This window comes from Streptomyces saintjeani, assembly GCF_055409605.1.
In genome coordinates this window covers 2,111,189-2,126,673 of sequence record NZ_CP189624.1, presented here as the reverse complement: position 1 = coordinate 2,126,673, position 15,485 = coordinate 2,111,189, and the positions used below count along the sequence as shown (strand labels likewise).

The following is a 15,485-nucleotide window of genomic DNA, read 5'->3' as shown; positions in this document are numbered from 1 at the left end:
GGGGGCGTGCGGGAGCCGTAATCGGAGGGATCAGCTCCAGTCCGAGATTCATACTGTCGTGGGAATGTCACCCACATGGCGCATCCTCTCCCGGGGGTGCGCCGTTCTCCCTGCGTGCCACGGCGACCGTCGTGGTCAATCGCCAGGAGGGCATGCGAAGTGAAGAACCTGAAGAAGGCCGCCGCTGTGACGATGGTGGCGGGTGGGCTGCTCGCCGCCGGTGCCGGTCTCGCGTCCGCGACCGACGGCGGCTCGGGGGCGGGTGCCTTCGGCGAGGCCCACGACTCCCCGGGCGTCGTCTCCGGCAACGTCATCCAGCTGCCGGTGCACGTCCCGGTCAACGCGGTCGGCAACAGCGTCAACGTCATCGGCTTGCTCAACCCGGCGTTCGGCAACCTCGGCATCAACCGCTGAAGTTCTACAAACGGCCCGTCGGTTGATCGTCCCGTCGCTTCAATGATCCGAACGGGCGCAATCGCGGCCGGATCCCGTGCCGTTCATGACCGCTCCCGCGTTGGACAGCGCACGACCCGTGGCCGGGTCGGATACGCGAACGCAGGAGGAACGCTTCTCATGAACATCGCCAAGAAGGCCGCCGTGGCCCTCACCGTCGCCGGTATCGCCGCTGGTGCTTCGGCCGGTGCAGCCGTCGCCGACTCGTCTGCCGAGGGCGCTGCCGTGAAGTCCCCGGGCGTCGGCTCCGGCAACGTCGGCCAGATCCCGGTCCACGTCCCCGTCAACGTCGTCGGCGACTCGGTCAACGTCATCGGCCTGCTGAACCCGGCGTTCGGCAACACGGGCGTCAACGACTGACGTCACCTTTTGTGCACACGGCCACGGGGCCCCACTCTTCCGGGTGGGGCCCCGCAGCCGTCTCGGCCCGGCTCCCGGGTGGCGCCCCCGGGGTCGTCTCCAGCCCCGCTCCCGCCGCCGGCCTCACGCCCACTCCCGGGGAGCACCGGGGCGTCTCCAGCCCCGCTCCCGCTCAAGGCGACCCGGCCGCATCCCGGGCGTTCTCGCCGCCGGGAACTTCGCGCCGTCTCCGGCCCGCTCCCGCTCCAGGGGGAGCCCGGCGCCGTCCTCACCCCCGCTCCCGCTCCTCCACATACGCGTTGTACGCCGCCACCGACGCCCGCCGGGCCGTCCGCTCCACCGGCCGCAGCGCCGCCCCCCGCGCCGCCATCTCCGACGCGCTCACCGCGCCGCCGGGCCCGTTCTCCGTGGCGAGGGAGACCAACAGGCCCACGCGCTGGGCGAGTTCGAGGACCCGTACGGCGCGCGGCGGGTACCCCGGCGCCAGCAGCTCGCGCCCCCGTTCCGCACGCGCGCGGTACGCGTCGATCGCCGCCTCGGCCACCGGCCCGGACCCGGCGACATCGAGCCGGGACAGCACAGCGGTCGCGTCCCGCAGAGCCTCGGCAAGCTCACGCTCCGCCTCGCCCAGGGACGGCACATCGGCCGGCGGCGCCTCGCGGACCGGCAGACAGTGCCAGGTCACCTCGACGTGGACGTCCCCGGCGGGCCCCGCCTCGAAGACCTCCGGCACCAGACCGAGAGCGGCGCCGTGGCACACCACCGCCTCCTCCGCCTCCAGCGCCCGCGCGTTGAACTCCGGCGGCCCGCTGAGCCCCAGCGGATGCCCCGGCGCGGGCAGCGCGACCCGCAGCCCGCTCACCCCGAGCGCCCTCAACCGCCCCAGCGCCAGGGTGAGTCCGACGGGCGCGGCCTCCCCGGGCAACCCCTCCACCCGGTGCACCGCGTCCTCCCCGACCACGGCGACGACAGCGTCGTCCGGAGAGACAAGTCCGGCCAACAGGGCATTTCCCCAAGCGGCGAGGCGACCAGCGCGCGGTTCAGCAAGCATGCCCCCAGCCTAGGGCGCCTCTGATGGGCCTCCGCGGCGTCGCGAGGCCCGGCACTCCCCCAAGCTCTTCGAGCAGGGGGGACCCCCACTCGCGGCACCGCGCGAAAGTCCTCGTAGCGCCGCTACGAGGACTTCCACGCGGCACCCCGAGAGCACGCACCGAACGCCGCTCCTTCTTCCGCGGATACCCATCAGAGGCGCCCAAGGACCGGACCGATGGAACAGGCCGCCGGACCGGTGGCGTAGATTTTCCCGAAGGGGCCGCGCCCACCCGCGCACGGCCGCCGAGCCGACTGGCGCACGCGACAACCGAGACCGGCCACACTGCAAGGGGAGACAACGCGCTCATGAGCGATGTTCTGGAGCTTCAGGACGTATCGGTGGTCCGCGAGGGCCGGTCGCTGGTGGACCAGGTCTCCTGGTCGGTCAAGGAGGGCGAGCGCTGGGTCATCCTCGGCCCGAACGGCGCGGGCAAGACGACCCTCCTCAACCTCGCCTCCACGTACCTCTTCCCGAGCGCCGGCACGGTCGCCGTCCTCGGCGAGACGCTCGGCAAGCCCGGCACGGACGTCTTCGAACTGCGCCCCCGCGTAGGCATGGCCGGCATCGCCCTCGCCGAGAAGCTCCCCAAGCGCCAGACGGTCCTCCAGACCGTCCTGACCGCCGCGTACGGCATGACGGCCGGCTGGCAGGAGGAGTACGAGGACGTCGACGAACTCCGCGCCCGCGCCTTCCTCGACCGCCTCGGCATGACGGACTACCTGGACCGCCGCTTCGGCACCCTCTCCGAGGGCGAGCGCAAGCGCACCCTCATCGCCCGCGCCCTGATGACCGACCCCGAACTCCTCCTCCTCGACGAACCCGCCGCCGGCCTCGACCTCGGGGGCCGCGAGGACCTCGTACGCCGCCTCGGCCGCCTCGCCCGCGACCCCATCGCCCCCTCGATGATCATGGTCACGCACCACGTCGAGGAGATCGCCCCCGGCTTCACGCACGTCCTGATGATCCGCCAGGGCAAGGTCCTCGCCGCGGGCCCCATGGAACTCGAACTCACCTCCCGCAACCTCTCCCTCTGCTTCGGCCTCCCCCTCGTCGTCGAGCAGGTCGGCGACCGCTGGACGGCCCAGGGACTGCCGCTCTCCTGACCGGCACGCACCCTGTCCGCGCCGACCTCGCGGACCTACCATTGACCTGTGAACATCGACGCGTGGGTGTGGTGGCTCGTCGGCGCGGCGGCGCTCGGAATCCCGCTGGTGATCACGGCCATGCCCGAGTTCGGCATGTTCGCGGTCGGCGCGATCGCCGCCTCCGTCGTGGCCGGACTCGGCTTCGGCGCCGTCAGCCAGGTCCTGGTCTTCGTGATCGTCTCGGTGGCGCTCGTCGCCGTCGTACGCCCCATCGCGAACCGGCACAGCAGAAGCCGCCCCCACCTGCCCACCGGCATCGACGCGCTCAAGGGCAGGCAGGCCGTCGTCCTGGAGCGCGTGGACGGTGCGGGAGGACGCATCAAACTCGCCGGCGAGGTCTGGTCCGCCCGTTCCCTGGACGGCGACCGCGCCTACGAACCCGGCCAGGAGGTGGACGTCGTGGACATCGAAGGCGCTACGGCGATCGTCCTGTGACCCTCGGCGCCCGGTCCCAACTCAACTGAACGACCCGCGAGTTATGTGAAGGTCTGTCAGACTCGACCGGCAAGATCTTCTGCACCCATATGATCGTCCACAGCCAGTCGGCACCCATAAGATCGTCGGAAAGCGCCGAGGCGGAGAAGGGTACGGGGAGCACGATGGAACCGGTCATCATCGTTCTGATCATCCTGGTGGTGTTGGTCTTCATCGCCCTGATCAAGACGATCCAGGTCATCCCACAGGCCAGCGCGGCGATCGTCGAGCGCTTCGGCCGCTACACACGCACGCTGAACGCGGGCCTCAACATCGTCGTCCCGTTCATCGACACCATCCGCAACCGCATCGACCTGCGCGAACAGGTCGTCCCGTTCCCGCCGCAGCCGGTGATCACCCAGGACAACCTGGTCGTCAACATCGACACCGTCATCTACTACCAGGTGACCGACGCCCGCGCGGCGACGTACGAGGTCGCCTCCTACATCCAGGCCATCGAGCAGCTCACCGTCACCACGCTGCGCAACATCATCGGCGGCATGGACCTGGAGCGGACCCTCACCTCCCGCGAGGAGATCAACGCGGCCCTGCGCGGCGTCCTCGACGAGGCGACCGGCAAATGGGGCATCCGCGTCAACCGCGTCGAGCTGAAGGCGATCGAGCCGCCGACCTCCATCCAGGACTCGATGGAGAAGCAGATGCGCGCCGACCGTGACAAGCGCGCCGCGATCCTGACCGCCGAAGGTACCCGCCAGGCCGCGATCCTCACCGCCGAGGGCGAGAAGCAGTCCCAGATCCTGCGCGCCGAGGGTGAGGCCAAGGCCGCCGCCCTCAAGGCCGAGGGCGAGGCCCAGGCCGTCCGCACGGTCTTCGAGGCCATCCACGCCGGCGACGCCGACCAGAAGCTCCTCTCCTACCAGTACCTCCAGATGCTCCCCAAGATCGCCGCGGGCGACGCCAACAAGCTCTGGATCGTCCCCAGCGAGATCGGCGACGCCCTCAAGGGCCTCTCCGGCGCGGTGGGCGGCCTCGGCGGCCTGGGCGGCGGAGGCGGCTCGGACAACGGCGGCGGCAGCAACCTGGAGAAGCGCGAGAAGCCGCCGATCGACTGAGGTGTTCTCCGGTACGTCGATGGGGGTCCCCAACTCAGGTTGGGGACCCCCATCGACGTACCGGAAGCCCTACGCGGCGTCCAGGCTCAGCCACTCCGGCAGCGCCCGGAAGTCCTCGGTCCCCAGCGACAGCAGCATCGCATCGGCCGGCGTCGGCTCGAACGGCTCCCTCAGCAACGGCATCCCCGCCTGCTCCGGCGTCCGGTCGGCCTTGCGGTGGTTGTCCTCCGCGCAGGACGCCACCGTATTGAGCCAGGAGTCCCGGCCGCCCTGCGCCCGCGGCACCACATGGTCCACGGTCGTCGCCCTGCGCCCGCAGTACGCGCACCGGTGCCGGTCCCGCACCAGCACCCCCCGGCGCGACCACGGCGCCCGTCTGCGGAACGGCACCCGGACGTACCGGCACAGCCGGATCACCCGGGGCGCGGGTATGTCGACCTCGGCGCCCCGCATACGCAGCTCGGGGTGGGCCTGCTCGACGACGGCCTTGTCCTGGAGCACCAGAACGACAGCCCGGTTCAACGTCACCGTAGACAGCGGCTCGAAGCTCGCGTTCAGCACCAGCGTGTCCCGCATCCAGCCCACCTCCCGTGCGCATCGGCCCGCTCCCCGGCGGGCGTGGATCAACTCTGGACGGGCACGCCGAGATGGACAACGCAATAAAAAATGCCCGCCCCTGATCACTTCCAAGACCAGAGGCGGACAAACGTCGGGTGAACTTCAGCTCCCGGCCAAAACCTCGTACTCACCGATCAACTGCGCCCGCGCGATCGCGTGGAACCGCAGATTGAACCCGACGTACGCGGGCGAGACGTCCCCGTCGACACCGAGCTTCTCCTGGTCCACCGCGTACACCGTGAAGACGTACCGGTGCGGCCCGTCCCCCGCCGGCGGCGCGGCCCCACCGAAGTCCCGCGTCCCGTAGTCGTTGCGGACATGTACGGCGCCGTCGGGCAGTCCCTTGAACTCTCCCGTGCCCGCACCGGCCGGCAGCTCCGTCACCGACGCCGGGATGTCGAACAGCACCCAGTGCCAGAACCCGCTGCCCGTCGGCGCGTCCGGGTCGTAGCACGTCACCGCGAAGCTCTTCGTCCCCTCCGGGAACCCCTCCCACCGCAGGTGCGGCGAGACGTTGCCCTCGGCGTAGACCTGACCGGCCTTGAGCGTGCCGCCCTCCGCGACGTCCTCGCTCGTCACCGTGAACGCCGGGACGGGCGGGTGGAAGTCATGGGGGAGAGGCCGTCGCTTGAGCTCGGACACTGGGTACCTCCTGAATACGTCTGAACACGTCCGAGGACGTCGTTCCTCGGAACCCCGAGCCTAGAACCAGTTCCGCTTGCTGCCGACCTCGGCCAGCCACTGGTTCAGGTACGCCGCCCAGTCGGTCCCCTGGAAGTCGCGCAGCCCCACCTGGAAGGAGCGGAACGTGTCGCTGCCCTCGCTGAACAGGCCCGGCTTCTTGTCCATCTCAAGGATGACGTCCATCGCGTTCTCATCGGCGACGAAGCTCAGCTCGACCTGGTTGAGGCCGTGGTACTGCTGCGGCGGGAAGAACTCGATCTCCTGGTAGAACGGCAGCTTCTGGCGCGTACCGCGAATGTGCCCGCGCTCCATGTCGGCGTTCTTGAACCGGAAGCCGAGCTGCGTGAACGCGTCGAGGATCGCCTGCTGCGCCGGGAGCGGGTGGACGTTGATCGGGTCGAGGTCGCTGGAGTCGACGGCCCGCGCGATCGCCAGCTCCGTCGTCACCCCGATGTGCATCCCGCGCAGCGGCTGCCCGGCGATCGTCGTCACCGGCGTCTCCCACGGGATGTCGAGCCCGAACGGCACCGCGTGCACGGCACCGGCCTGGAGCTCGAAGGCGCCGCCGAGGCTGACCTTCGTGAACTCGATGTTCTGCTTGTACTCCGCGTCCTGCCCCTCGACCTCGACCTGGGCCTGCAACCCGATCGACAGCCCCTCGATGTTCTGGTTCACGGACCCGCCCTGGATCCGCACCTCCCCCTGCACGACCCCGCCCGGTACGACGTTGACCTCGGTCAGCACCGTCTCCACCGACGCCCCGCCCGCACCCAGGCTCGCGAGCAGCTTCTTGAACGCCATGACTCTCCCTCGTGTTTTACGACCGGTTGACCGGGCCTTTGATCCCTACAAACGCGTTCAGGCCACGTCCGGTTCCGCACCCCACCCCGGCAACCGGCGCTTTCGGACACCACCCCGGCGCGCGCCCCGACTGCACTACGCTCGACGGCCATGATCGCGAGCCCCGACCGTACGCCTCTCCCCAGGACCTTCTTCGACCGCCCCGTCCTGGAGGTCGCCCCCGACCTCCTCGGCCGCCTCCTGGTCCGCACGACCCCGGACGGCCCGATCGTCCTGCGCATCACCGAGGTGGAGGCGTACGACGGCGAGAACGACCCCGGCTCCCACGCCTTCCGCGGACGCACCGCCCGCAACGGCGTGATGTTCGGTCCGCCCGGTCATGTGTACGTCTACTTCACCTACGGCATGTGGCACTGCATGAACCTCGTCTGCGGTCCCGACGGTGAGCCGAGCGCCGTCCTGCTGCGCGCCGGCGAGGTCCTGGAAGGCGCCGAACCGGCCCGCAAACGTCGACTATCGGCCCGGAACGACAAAGAACTCGCCAAAGGCCCGGCCCGGTTGGCGACGGCACTCGACATCGACCGGTCCCTCGACGGCACCGACGCGTGCACCCCCGAGGACACCCCGCTGCGCGTCCTCACCGGCACACCCGTCCCCTCCGGCCAGGTCAACAGCGGTCCCCGCACCGGGGTCTCGGGCGACGGCGCCGTCCACCCGTGGCGGTTCTGGATCTCCGGCGACCCGACGGTGAGCCCCTATCGGGCCCACGTTCCCCGCCGTCGCTCAAGTTGACGCTCCCCTGGAAGGTGCGTAACGTAGCCCGAGCCGCTTGACCCGGTACGGCGATCGCCGAGAGCCGGAAGCGGCCAACCCACTACCTAGCAACATCCCTCAGCGGGATCGAATTCGTCATGTCCGCATGCCCGAATTCGAACTCACGGAGACTCGATTATGAGTTGCCGAGAGGATCGGCTAACGTAGTGAATGTCGAAAGGCCGACGAGCGAAAGCGAGAAAGCCCAAGACGTCCCGCCGACAGGGAATCGGATCAAGAAAAGGATCTGATAGAGTCGGAAACGCAAGACCGAAGGGAAAAGCCCGGAGGAAAGCCCGAGAGGGTGAGTACGAAGGAAGCGTCCGTTCCTTGAGAACTCAACAGCGTGCCAAAAATCAACGCCAGATTAGTTGATACCCCGTCCCCGGCCGATGGCCGAGGATGAGGTTCCTTTGAAACAAACACAGCGAGGACGCTGTGAACGGTCGGATCATTCCTCCGATCGTTCCGCTCTTCTGTGTTGTGCACCCGATAACGGGTAAACATTCACGGAGAGTTTGATCCTGGCTCAGGACGAACGCTGGCGGCGTGCTTAACACATGCAAGTCGAACGATGAAGCCCTTCGGGGTGGATTAGTGGCGAACGGGTGAGTAACACGTGGGCAATCTGCCCTTCACTCTGGGACAAGCCCTGGAAACGGGGTCTAATACCGGATATCACTCCTGCCTGCATGGGCGGGGGTCGAAAGCTCCGGCGGTGAAGGATGAGCCCGCGGCCTATCAGCTTGTTGGTGAGGTAATGGCTCACCAAGGCGACGACGGGTAGCCGGCCTGAGAGGGCGACCGGCCACACTGGGACTGAGACACGGCCCAGACTCCTACGGGAGGCAGCAGTGGGGAATATTGCACAATGGGCGGAAGCCTGATGCAGCGACGCCGCGTGAGGGATGACGGCCTTCGGGTTGTAAACCTCTTTCAGCAGGGAAGAAGCGAAAGTGACGGTACCTGCAGAAGAAGCGCCGGCTAACTACGTGCCAGCAGCCGCGGTAATACGTAGGGCGCAAGCGTTGTCCGGAATTATTGGGCGTAAAGAGCTCGTAGGCGGCTTGTCGCGTCGGATGTGAAAGCCCGGGGCTTAACCCCGGGTCTGCATTCGATACGGGCAGGCTAGAGTTCGGTAGGGGAGATCGGAATTCCTGGTGTAGCGGTGAAATGCGCAGATATCAGGAGGAACACCGGTGGCGAAGGCGGATCTCTGGGCCGATACTGACGCTGAGGAGCGAAAGCGTGGGGAGCGAACAGGATTAGATACCCTGGTAGTCCACGCCGTAAACGGTGGGAACTAGGTGTTGGCGACATTCCACGTCGTCGGTGCCGCAGCTAACGCATTAAGTTCCCCGCCTGGGGAGTACGGCCGCAAGGCTAAAACTCAAAGGAATTGACGGGGGCCCGCACAAGCAGCGGAGCATGTGGCTTAATTCGACGCAACGCGAAGAACCTTACCAAGGCTTGACATACACCGGAAACGGCCAGAGATGGTCGCCCCCTTGTGGTCGGTGTACAGGTGGTGCATGGCTGTCGTCAGCTCGTGTCGTGAGATGTTGGGTTAAGTCCCGCAACGAGCGCAACCCTTGTCCTGTGTTGCCAGCGTGCCCTTCGGGGTGACGGGGACTCACAGGAGACCGCCGGGGTCAACTCGGAGGAAGGTGGGGACGACGTCAAGTCATCATGCCCCTTATGTCTTGGGCTGCACACGTGCTACAATGGCAGGTACAAAGAGCTGCGAAACCGTGAGGTGGAGCGAATCTCAAAAAGCCTGTCTCAGTTCGGATTGGGGTCTGCAACTCGACCCCATGAAGTCGGAGTTGCTAGTAATCGCAGATCAGCATTGCTGCGGTGAATACGTTCCCGGGCCTTGTACACACCGCCCGTCACGTCACGAAAGTCGGTAACACCCGAAGCCGGTGGCCCAACCCCTCACGGGGAGGGAGCTGTCGAAGGTGGGACTGGCGATTGGGACGAAGTCGTAACAAGGTAGCCGTACCGGAAGGTGCGGCTGGATCACCTCCTTTCTAAGGAGCATCTAGCTGCCGTAAGGCAGCCAGGGCCATAACGCAGGCGAACGTTCTGCGGTGGTTGCTCATGGGTGGAACGTTGATTATTCGGCCGGAACATCGGGTCGGAGGCTGCAAGTACTGCTCTTAGGGGCGTGGAAAGCATGATCTCCGGACGGGTTCGGGTCGGGCACGCTGTTGGGTGTCTGAGGGAATGAACTCCCTCGTGATGCCGACCCCGGTGAAAACCTGCGTGAGTGGGTTGTGACGGGTGGTTGGTCGTTGTTTGAGAACTGCACAGTGGACGCGAGCATCTGTGGCCAAGTTTTTAAGGGCGCACGGTGGATGCCTTGGCACCAGGAACCGATGAAGGACGTGGGAGGCCACGATAGTCCCCGGGGAGCCGTCAACCAGGCTTTGATCCGGGGGTTTCCGAATGGGGAAACCCGGCAGTCGTCATGGGCTGTCACCCATACCTGAACACATAGGGTATGTGGAGGGAACGAGGGGAAGTGAAACATCTCAGTACCCTCAGGAAGAGAAAACAACCGTGATTCCGGGAGTAGTGGCGAGCGAAACCGGATGAGGCCAAACCTACGACGTGTGAGACCCGGCAGGGGTTGCGTCGTGGGGGTTGTGGGATCTCTCTTCTGTCGTCTGCCGGCGACAGGACGAGTCAGAAACCGTTGATGTAGGCGAAGGACATGCGAAAGGTCCGGCGTAGAGGGTAAGACCCCCGTAGTCGAAACGTCAACGGCTCGTTTGAGAGACACCCAAGTAGCACGGGGCCCGAGAAATCCCGTGTGAATCTGGCGGGACCACCCGCTAAGCCTAAATATTCCCTGGTGACCGATAGCGGATAGTACCGTGAGGGAATGGTGAAAAGTACCGCGGGAGCGGAGTGAAATAGTACCTGAAACCGTGTGCCTACAAGCCGTGGGAGCGTCGCGTTGCATGCTTGCATGCAACGTCGTGACTGCGTGCCTTTTGAAGAATGAGCCTGCGAGTTTGCGGTGTGTTGCGAGGTTAACCCGGGTGGGGTAGCCGTAGCGAAAGCGAGTCCGAACAGGGCGATGGAGTAGCACGCTCAAGACCCGAAGCGGAGTGATCTAGCCATGGGCAGGTTGAAGCGGAGGTAAGACTTCGTGGAGGACCGAACCCACCAGGGTTGAAAACCTGGGGGATGACCTGTGGTTAGGGGTGAAAGGCCAATCAAACTCCGTGATAGCTGGTTCTCCCCGAAATGCATTTAGGTGCAGCGTCGTGTGTTTCTTGCCGGAGGTAGAGCACTGGATAGGCGATGGGCCCTACCGGGTTACTGACCTTAGCCAAACTCCGAATGCCGGTAAGTGAGAGCGCGGCAGTGAGACTGTGGGGGATAAGCTCCATGGTCGAGAGGGAAACAGCCCAGAGCATCGACTAAGGCCCCTAAGCGTACGCTAAGTGGGAAAGGATGTGGAGTCGCAGAGACAACCAGGAGGTTGGCTTAGAAGCAGCCACCCTTGAAAGAGTGCGTAATAGCTCACTGGTCTAGTGATTCCGCGCCGACAATGTAGCGGGGCTCAAGCGTACCGCCGAAGTCGTGTCATTGCAGCATATAGGGCCAACGCCTGCTGTGATGGGTAGGGGAGCGTCGTGTGCCGGGTGAAGCTGCGCCGGAAGGCAGTGGTGGACGGTTCACGAGTGAGAATGCAGGCATGAGTAGCGATTCACACGTGGGAAACGTGTGCGCCGATTGACTAAGGGTTCCTGGGTCAAGCTGATCTGCCCAGGGTAAGTCGGGACCTAAGGCGAGGCCGACAGGCGTAGTCGATGGATAACCGGTTGATATTCCGGTACCCGCTGTGAAGCGTCAAACATTGAACCAGGCGATGCTAAGTCCGTGAAGCCGTCCCGGAGCCTTCGGGCAAAGGGAAGTGGTGGAGCCGACGGACCAGACTTGCAGTAGGTGAGTGATGGGGTGACGCAGGAAGGTAGTCCATCCCGGGCGGTGGTTGTCCCGGGGTAAGGGTGTAGGCCGTGCGATAGGCAAATCCGTCGCACATTGAGGCTGAGACCTGATGCCGAGCCGATTGTGGTGAAGTGGATGATCCTATGCTGTCGAGAAAAGCCTCTAGCGAGTTTCATGGCGGCCCGTACCCTAAACCGACTCAGGTGGTCTGGTAGAGAATACCGAGGCGTTCGGGTGAACTATGGTTAAGGAACTCGGCAAAATGCCCCCGTAACTTCGGGAGAAGGGGGGCCATCACTGGTGAGAGGACTTGCTCCTTGAGCTGGGGGTGGCCGCAGAGACCAGCGAGAAGCGACTGTTTACTAAAAACACAGGTCCGTGCGAAGCCGTAAGGCGATGTATACGGACTGACGCCTGCCCGGTGCTGGAACGTTAAGGGGACCGGTTAGTCACATTTCGGTGTGGCGAAGCTGAGAACTTAAGCGCCAGTAAACGGCGGTGGTAACTATAACCATCCTAAGGTAGCGAAATTCCTTGTCGGGTAAGTTCCGACCTGCACGAATGGCGTAACGACTTCTCGACTGTCTCAACCATAGGCCCGGTGAAATTGCACTACGAGTAAAGATGCTCGTTTCGCGCAGCAGGACGGAAAGACCCCGGGACCTTTACTACAGTTTGATATTGGTGTTCGGTTCGGCTTGTGTAGGATAGCTGGGAGACTTTGAAGCGATCACGCCAGTGGTTGTGGAGTCGTCGTTGAAATACCAGTCTGGTCGTGCTGGATGTCTAACCTGGGTCCGTGATCCGGATCAGGGACAGTGTCTGATGGGTAGTTTAACTGGGGCGGTTGCCTCCTAAAGAGTAACGGAGGCGCCCAAAGGTTCCCTCAGCCTGGTTGGTAATCAGGTGTTGAGTGTAAGTGCACAAGGGAGCTTGACTGTGAGACCGACGGGTCGAGCAGGGACGAAAGTCGGGACTAGTGATCCGGCGGTGGCTTGTGGAAGCGCCGTCGCTCAACGGATAAAAGGTACCCCGGGGATAACAGGCTGATCTTCCCCAAGAGTCCATATCGACGGGATGGTTTGGCACCTCGATGTCGGCTCGTCGCATCCTGGGGCTGGAGTCGGTCCCAAGGGTTGGGCTGTTCGCCCATTAAAGCGGTACGCGAGCTGGGTTTAGAACGTCGTGAGACAGTTCGGTCCCTATCCGCTGCGCGCGCAGGAACATTGAGAAGGGCTGTCCCTAGTACGAGAGGACCGGGACGGACGAACCTCTGGTGTGCCAGTTGTTCTGCCAAGGGCATGGCTGGTTGGCTACGTTCGGGAGGGATAACCGCTGAAAGCATCTAAGCGGGAAGCCTGCTTCGAGATGAGTGTTCCCACCTCCTTGAGAGGGTAAGGCTCCCAGTAGACGACTGGGTTGATAGGCCAGATCTGGAAGCCCTGTAAGGGGTGGAGGTGACTGGTACTAATAGGCCGAGGGCTTGTCCTCAGTTGCTCGCGTCCACTGTGTTAGTTCTGAGACAACGAACTGTTGTCGGCTTCAGAGCAGAACCCCACACAATTAAAGAGTGTGCTTGTTCGCTCGAAACCATTAGGGTTTCGGTGGTTATAGCGTGAGGGAAACGCCCGGTTACATTCCGAACCCGGAAGCTAAGCCTTACAGCGCCGATGGTACTGCAGGGGGGACCCTGTGGGAGAGTAGGACGCCGCCGAACAATCTTTGGAGGACCCCTGGTCCCAGCGTTCAGCTGGGACCAGGGGTCCTTTTGTTTTTACAATGCTTTGAGGTACCGAAGACAGGAGTCACCCATGTCCACCAACTCTCCCGACGACCGACCGGAGCGCGACCAGCGGCGACGGGACAGTGGGGACCGCAACGACCGTGGTGAGCGCGGCGATCGTGGCGGTTTCCGCCGCGACGACCGACGCGACAGCGGCCGGGGCGACCGGGGTGACCGTGGCGGGTTCCGTCGTGACGACCGTCCGCAGGGCGACCGCCGTGACAACGACCGTCCTCCCTTCCGCCGCGACGACCGCCGTGACGACCGCCCCCAGGGCGACCGCGGCGGTTACAGCGGCCGGCGTGACAACGACCGTCGTGACGACCGTGCCGGTTTCCGCCGGGACGACCGCCCGCAGGGCAACCGTCCGCAGGGTGACCGTCCGCAGGGTGACCGTGGCGGCTACGGCGGCCCCCGTCGTGACGACCGTGGTGGCCGTCCGGCGTTCCAGCGCGACGACCGCGACCGTGGCGGCTTCCGCAGGGACGACCGCCGCGACGACCGCCCCCAGGGTGGCGGCGACCGCCGTGACGACCGGGGTGGGTTCCGCCGGGACGACAGGCGCGACGACCGACCCTCGTTCCGCCGTGACAACGACCGTCCTCCCTTCCGCCGCGACGACCGCCGTGACGACCGTCCCCAGGGCGACCGCGGTGGCTACGGCGGTCCCCGTCGCGACAACGACCGTCGTGACGACCGTGGCGGTTTCCGCCGGGACGACCGCCCGCAGGGCAACCGTCCGCAGGGTGACCGTGGCGGCTACGGCGGCCCCCGCCGCGACGACCGTCCCTCGTTCCGTCGCGACGACGACCGTCCGTCCTTCCGCCGTGACAACGACCGGCGTGACGACCGCAGGGACGACCGTGGCGGGTTCCGTCGTGACGACCGTCCGCAGGGCGACCGCCGTGACAACGACCGTCCTCCCTTCCGCCGCGACGACCGCCGTGACGACCGTCCCCAGGGCGACCGTGGCGGCTACGGCGGCCCCCGCCGTGACGACCGTGGTGGCCGTCCGGCGTTCCAGCGCGACGACCGTGACCGTGGCGGCTTCCGCAGGGACGACCGCCGCGACGACCGCCCCCAGAGTGGCGGCGACCGCCGTGACAACGACCGTCCCCCCTTCCGCCGCGACGACGACCGTGGTGGCTTCCGCCGCGACGACCGGCGTGACAGTGGCCGGGGCAGCTACGGCGGCCCCCGCCGCGACGACCGGGGTGGGCGCCCCGGCGGCGGTTTCCGTGGGCGTGACGACCGGCGCGATGACCGTCGTGACGACCGCAGGGACGACCGTGGCGGTTTCCGTGGGCGTGATGACCGGGACCACCGTGACCGCGACCGCGAGCCGATCAAGCGCCTGCCGATCCCGGACGACGTCACGGGCGACGAGATCGACAAGGACGTACGGCAGGAGCTGCTGAGCCTGCCGAAGGGGCTCGCCGAGGACGTCGCCAGGAACCTCGTGATGGTGGCGCGGCTGATCGACGAGGAGCCGGAGAAGGCGTACGACTACTCGAAGGTCGCCCTGCGGCTGGCGTCGAGGGTCGCCGCCGTGCGCGAGGCGGCCGGGTTCGCGGCGTACGCCAACCAGAAGTTCAGCGAGGCGCTCGCCGAGTTCCGGGCGGCCCGGCGGATGACCGGGAACACGGAGCTGTGGCCGGTGATGGCCGACTGCGAGCGCGGGCTCGGGCGGCCGGAGAAGGCGCTGGACATGGCCGGTGCCCCGGAGGTCAACAAGCTGGACAAGGCCGGTCAGGTCGAGATGCGGCTCGTCGCGGCGGGTGCCCGGCGTGACATGGGCCAGCTCGACGCGGCGATCGTGACGCTGCAGAGCCCCGAGCTGGCGTCCAACTCCGTCCAGCCGTGGACCGCGCGCCTGCGCTACGCGTACGCGGACGCCCTCCTTGAGGCCGAGCGCGTGGACGAGGCGCGCGAGTGGTTCGCCAAGGCCGTCGAGGCGGACCGCGACGGCAGCACCGACGCGTCCGACCGCCTGGCCGAACTGGACGGCGTGGAGTTCGTGGACGCCATGACGGACGAGGACGCCGAGACCCCCGAGACCCCCGAGGCGACCGAGCCCTCGTCGTCCCAGGAAGCCGAAGAGGCCGACGAGGACGAAGAAGACGACGAGGTCGACGAAGAGGTCGAGGTCGACGAGGCCGTAGCAGCCGAACCGGCCGACGAGAAGGACGTCAAGAAGGACTCCGACGACAACGCCTGACGAT

General features: G+C 66.0%; 11 protein-coding genes, 3 rRNA genes and 1 pseudogene. 11 read left to right on the top strand and 4 right to left on the bottom strand.

The annotated features are described in order from the left end of the window. Nucleotides 1-159: 159 nt before the first annotated feature. Both ACQCO7_RS09455 and ACQCO7_RS09450 read left to right on the top strand, forming a co-directional pair. Nucleotides 160-414, top strand: a complete 255-nt coding sequence (locus tag ACQCO7_RS09455) for a chaplin (RefSeq protein WP_464071387.1) — start codon at nt 160-162, stop codon at nt 412-414. A 159-nt stretch (nt 415-573) separates the two neighbouring features. After that, on the top strand, nt 574-813 hold the full coding sequence (locus tag ACQCO7_RS09450; protein WP_055719594.1) for a chaplin: 240 nt from the start codon (nt 574-576) through the stop codon (nt 811-813). 268 nt (nt 814-1,081) lie between these two features. Here the strand turns inward: ACQCO7_RS09450 and ACQCO7_RS09445 are convergent, their stop codons facing one another. Continuing rightward, entirely contained in the window at nt 1,082-1,864 is a 783-nt protein-coding gene (locus tag ACQCO7_RS09445) for a hypothetical protein (RefSeq protein WP_464071386.1), read from the bottom strand. Between the two features lie 347 nt (nt 1,865-2,211). Between ACQCO7_RS09445 and ACQCO7_RS09440 the strand changes: the two genes are divergently transcribed. The 3 genes from ACQCO7_RS09440 to ACQCO7_RS09430 all read left to right on the top strand — a co-directional run bounded on the left by ACQCO7_RS09440 (nt 2,212) and on the right by ACQCO7_RS09430 (nt 4,598). Continuing rightward, complete coding sequence (locus tag ACQCO7_RS09440) at nt 2,212-3,009, top strand: ABC transporter ATP-binding protein (protein ID WP_464071385.1); 798 nt, start codon at nt 2,212-2,214, stop codon at nt 3,007-3,009. 48 nt (nt 3,010-3,057) lie between these two features. Beyond that, nucleotides 3,058-3,486 (top strand): NfeD family protein, encoded by a 429-nt coding sequence (locus ACQCO7_RS09435; protein ID WP_010355646.1) that lies wholly within the window; start codon nt 3,058-3,060, stop codon nt 3,484-3,486. A gap of 164 nt (nt 3,487-3,650) precedes the next feature. Continuing rightward, a complete protein-coding gene (locus ACQCO7_RS09430) occupies nt 3,651-4,598 on the top strand; it encodes an SPFH domain-containing protein (RefSeq protein ID WP_059048460.1) in 948 nt (315 codons plus the stop codon). Between the two features lie 69 nt (nt 4,599-4,667). Here ACQCO7_RS09430 and ACQCO7_RS09425 read toward each other — a convergent pair whose 3' ends face one another. The 3 genes from ACQCO7_RS09425 to ACQCO7_RS09415 all read right to left on the bottom strand — a co-directional run bounded on the left by ACQCO7_RS09425 (nt 4,668) and on the right by ACQCO7_RS09415 (nt 6,701). Further along, a complete protein-coding gene (locus tag ACQCO7_RS09425; protein ID WP_464071384.1) occupies nt 4,668-5,174 on the bottom strand; it encodes an HNH endonuclease in 507 nt (168 codons plus the stop codon). Between the two features lie 144 nt (nt 5,175-5,318). After that, nucleotides 5,319-5,858, bottom strand: coding sequence for a YbhB/YbcL family Raf kinase inhibitor-like protein (locus tag ACQCO7_RS09420; RefSeq protein ID WP_464071383.1), 540 nt, complete (start codon nt 5,856-5,858; stop codon nt 5,319-5,321). Between the two features lie 60 nt (nt 5,859-5,918). Continuing rightward, entirely contained in the window at nt 5,919-6,701 is a 783-nt protein-coding gene (locus ACQCO7_RS09415; RefSeq protein ID WP_464071382.1) for a sporulation protein, read from the bottom strand. Nucleotides 6,702-6,851: 150 nt separating this feature from the next. Between ACQCO7_RS09415 and ACQCO7_RS09410 the strand changes: the two genes are divergently transcribed. From ACQCO7_RS09410 to ACQCO7_RS09385, 6 genes and pseudogenes are all read left to right on the top strand, one after another. Next, nucleotides 6,852-7,493, top strand: coding sequence for a DNA-3-methyladenine glycosylase (locus ACQCO7_RS09410; protein WP_464071381.1), 642 nt, complete (start codon nt 6,852-6,854; stop codon nt 7,491-7,493). 527 nt (nt 7,494-8,020) lie between these two features. Continuing rightward, nucleotides 8,021-9,547 (top strand): 16S ribosomal RNA (locus tag ACQCO7_RS09405). 300 nt (nt 9,548-9,847) lie between these two features. After that, a 23S ribosomal RNA gene (locus ACQCO7_RS09400) occupies nt 9,848-12,971 on the top strand. A 109-nt stretch (nt 12,972-13,080) separates the two neighbouring features. Further along, a 5S ribosomal RNA gene (rrf, locus tag ACQCO7_RS09395) occupies nt 13,081-13,197 on the top strand. Together the 16S, 23S and 5S rRNA genes form the textbook arrangement of a ribosomal RNA operon. A 529-nt stretch (nt 13,198-13,726) precedes the next feature. Next, nucleotides 13,727-14,080, top strand: a pseudogene (locus ACQCO7_RS09390) (DEAD/DEAH box helicase); the annotation flags it as partial. 537 nt (nt 14,081-14,617) lie between these two features. Beyond that, nucleotides 14,618-15,481, top strand: a complete 864-nt coding sequence (locus ACQCO7_RS09385; protein WP_464077186.1) for a tetratricopeptide repeat protein — start codon at nt 14,618-14,620, stop codon at nt 15,479-15,481. Nucleotides 15,482-15,485: the final 4 nt, after the last annotated feature.

Coding starts and splice junctions, on each gene's coding strand:
- ACQCO7_RS09425 (WP_464071384.1), bottom strand. CDS start 5,174: ATGCGGGACACGCTGGTGCTGAACGCGAGCTTCGAGCCGCTGTCTACG.
- ACQCO7_RS09440 (WP_464071385.1), top strand. CDS start 2,212: ATGAGCGATGTTCTGGAGCTTCAGGACGTATCGGTGGTCCGCGAGGGC.
- ACQCO7_RS09445 (WP_464071386.1), bottom strand. CDS start 1,864: ATGCTTGCTGAACCGCGCGCTGGTCGCCTCGCCGCTTGGGGAAATGCC.
- ACQCO7_RS09430 (WP_059048460.1), top strand. CDS start 3,651: ATGGAACCGGTCATCATCGTTCTGATCATCCTGGTGGTGTTGGTCTTC.
- ACQCO7_RS09415 (WP_464071382.1), bottom strand. CDS start 6,701: ATGGCGTTCAAGAAGCTGCTCGCGAGCCTGGGTGCGGGCGGGGCGTCG.
- ACQCO7_RS09450 (WP_055719594.1), top strand. CDS start 574: ATGAACATCGCCAAGAAGGCCGCCGTGGCCCTCACCGTCGCCGGTATC.
- ACQCO7_RS09410 (WP_464071381.1), top strand. CDS start 6,852: ATGATCGCGAGCCCCGACCGTACGCCTCTCCCCAGGACCTTCTTCGAC.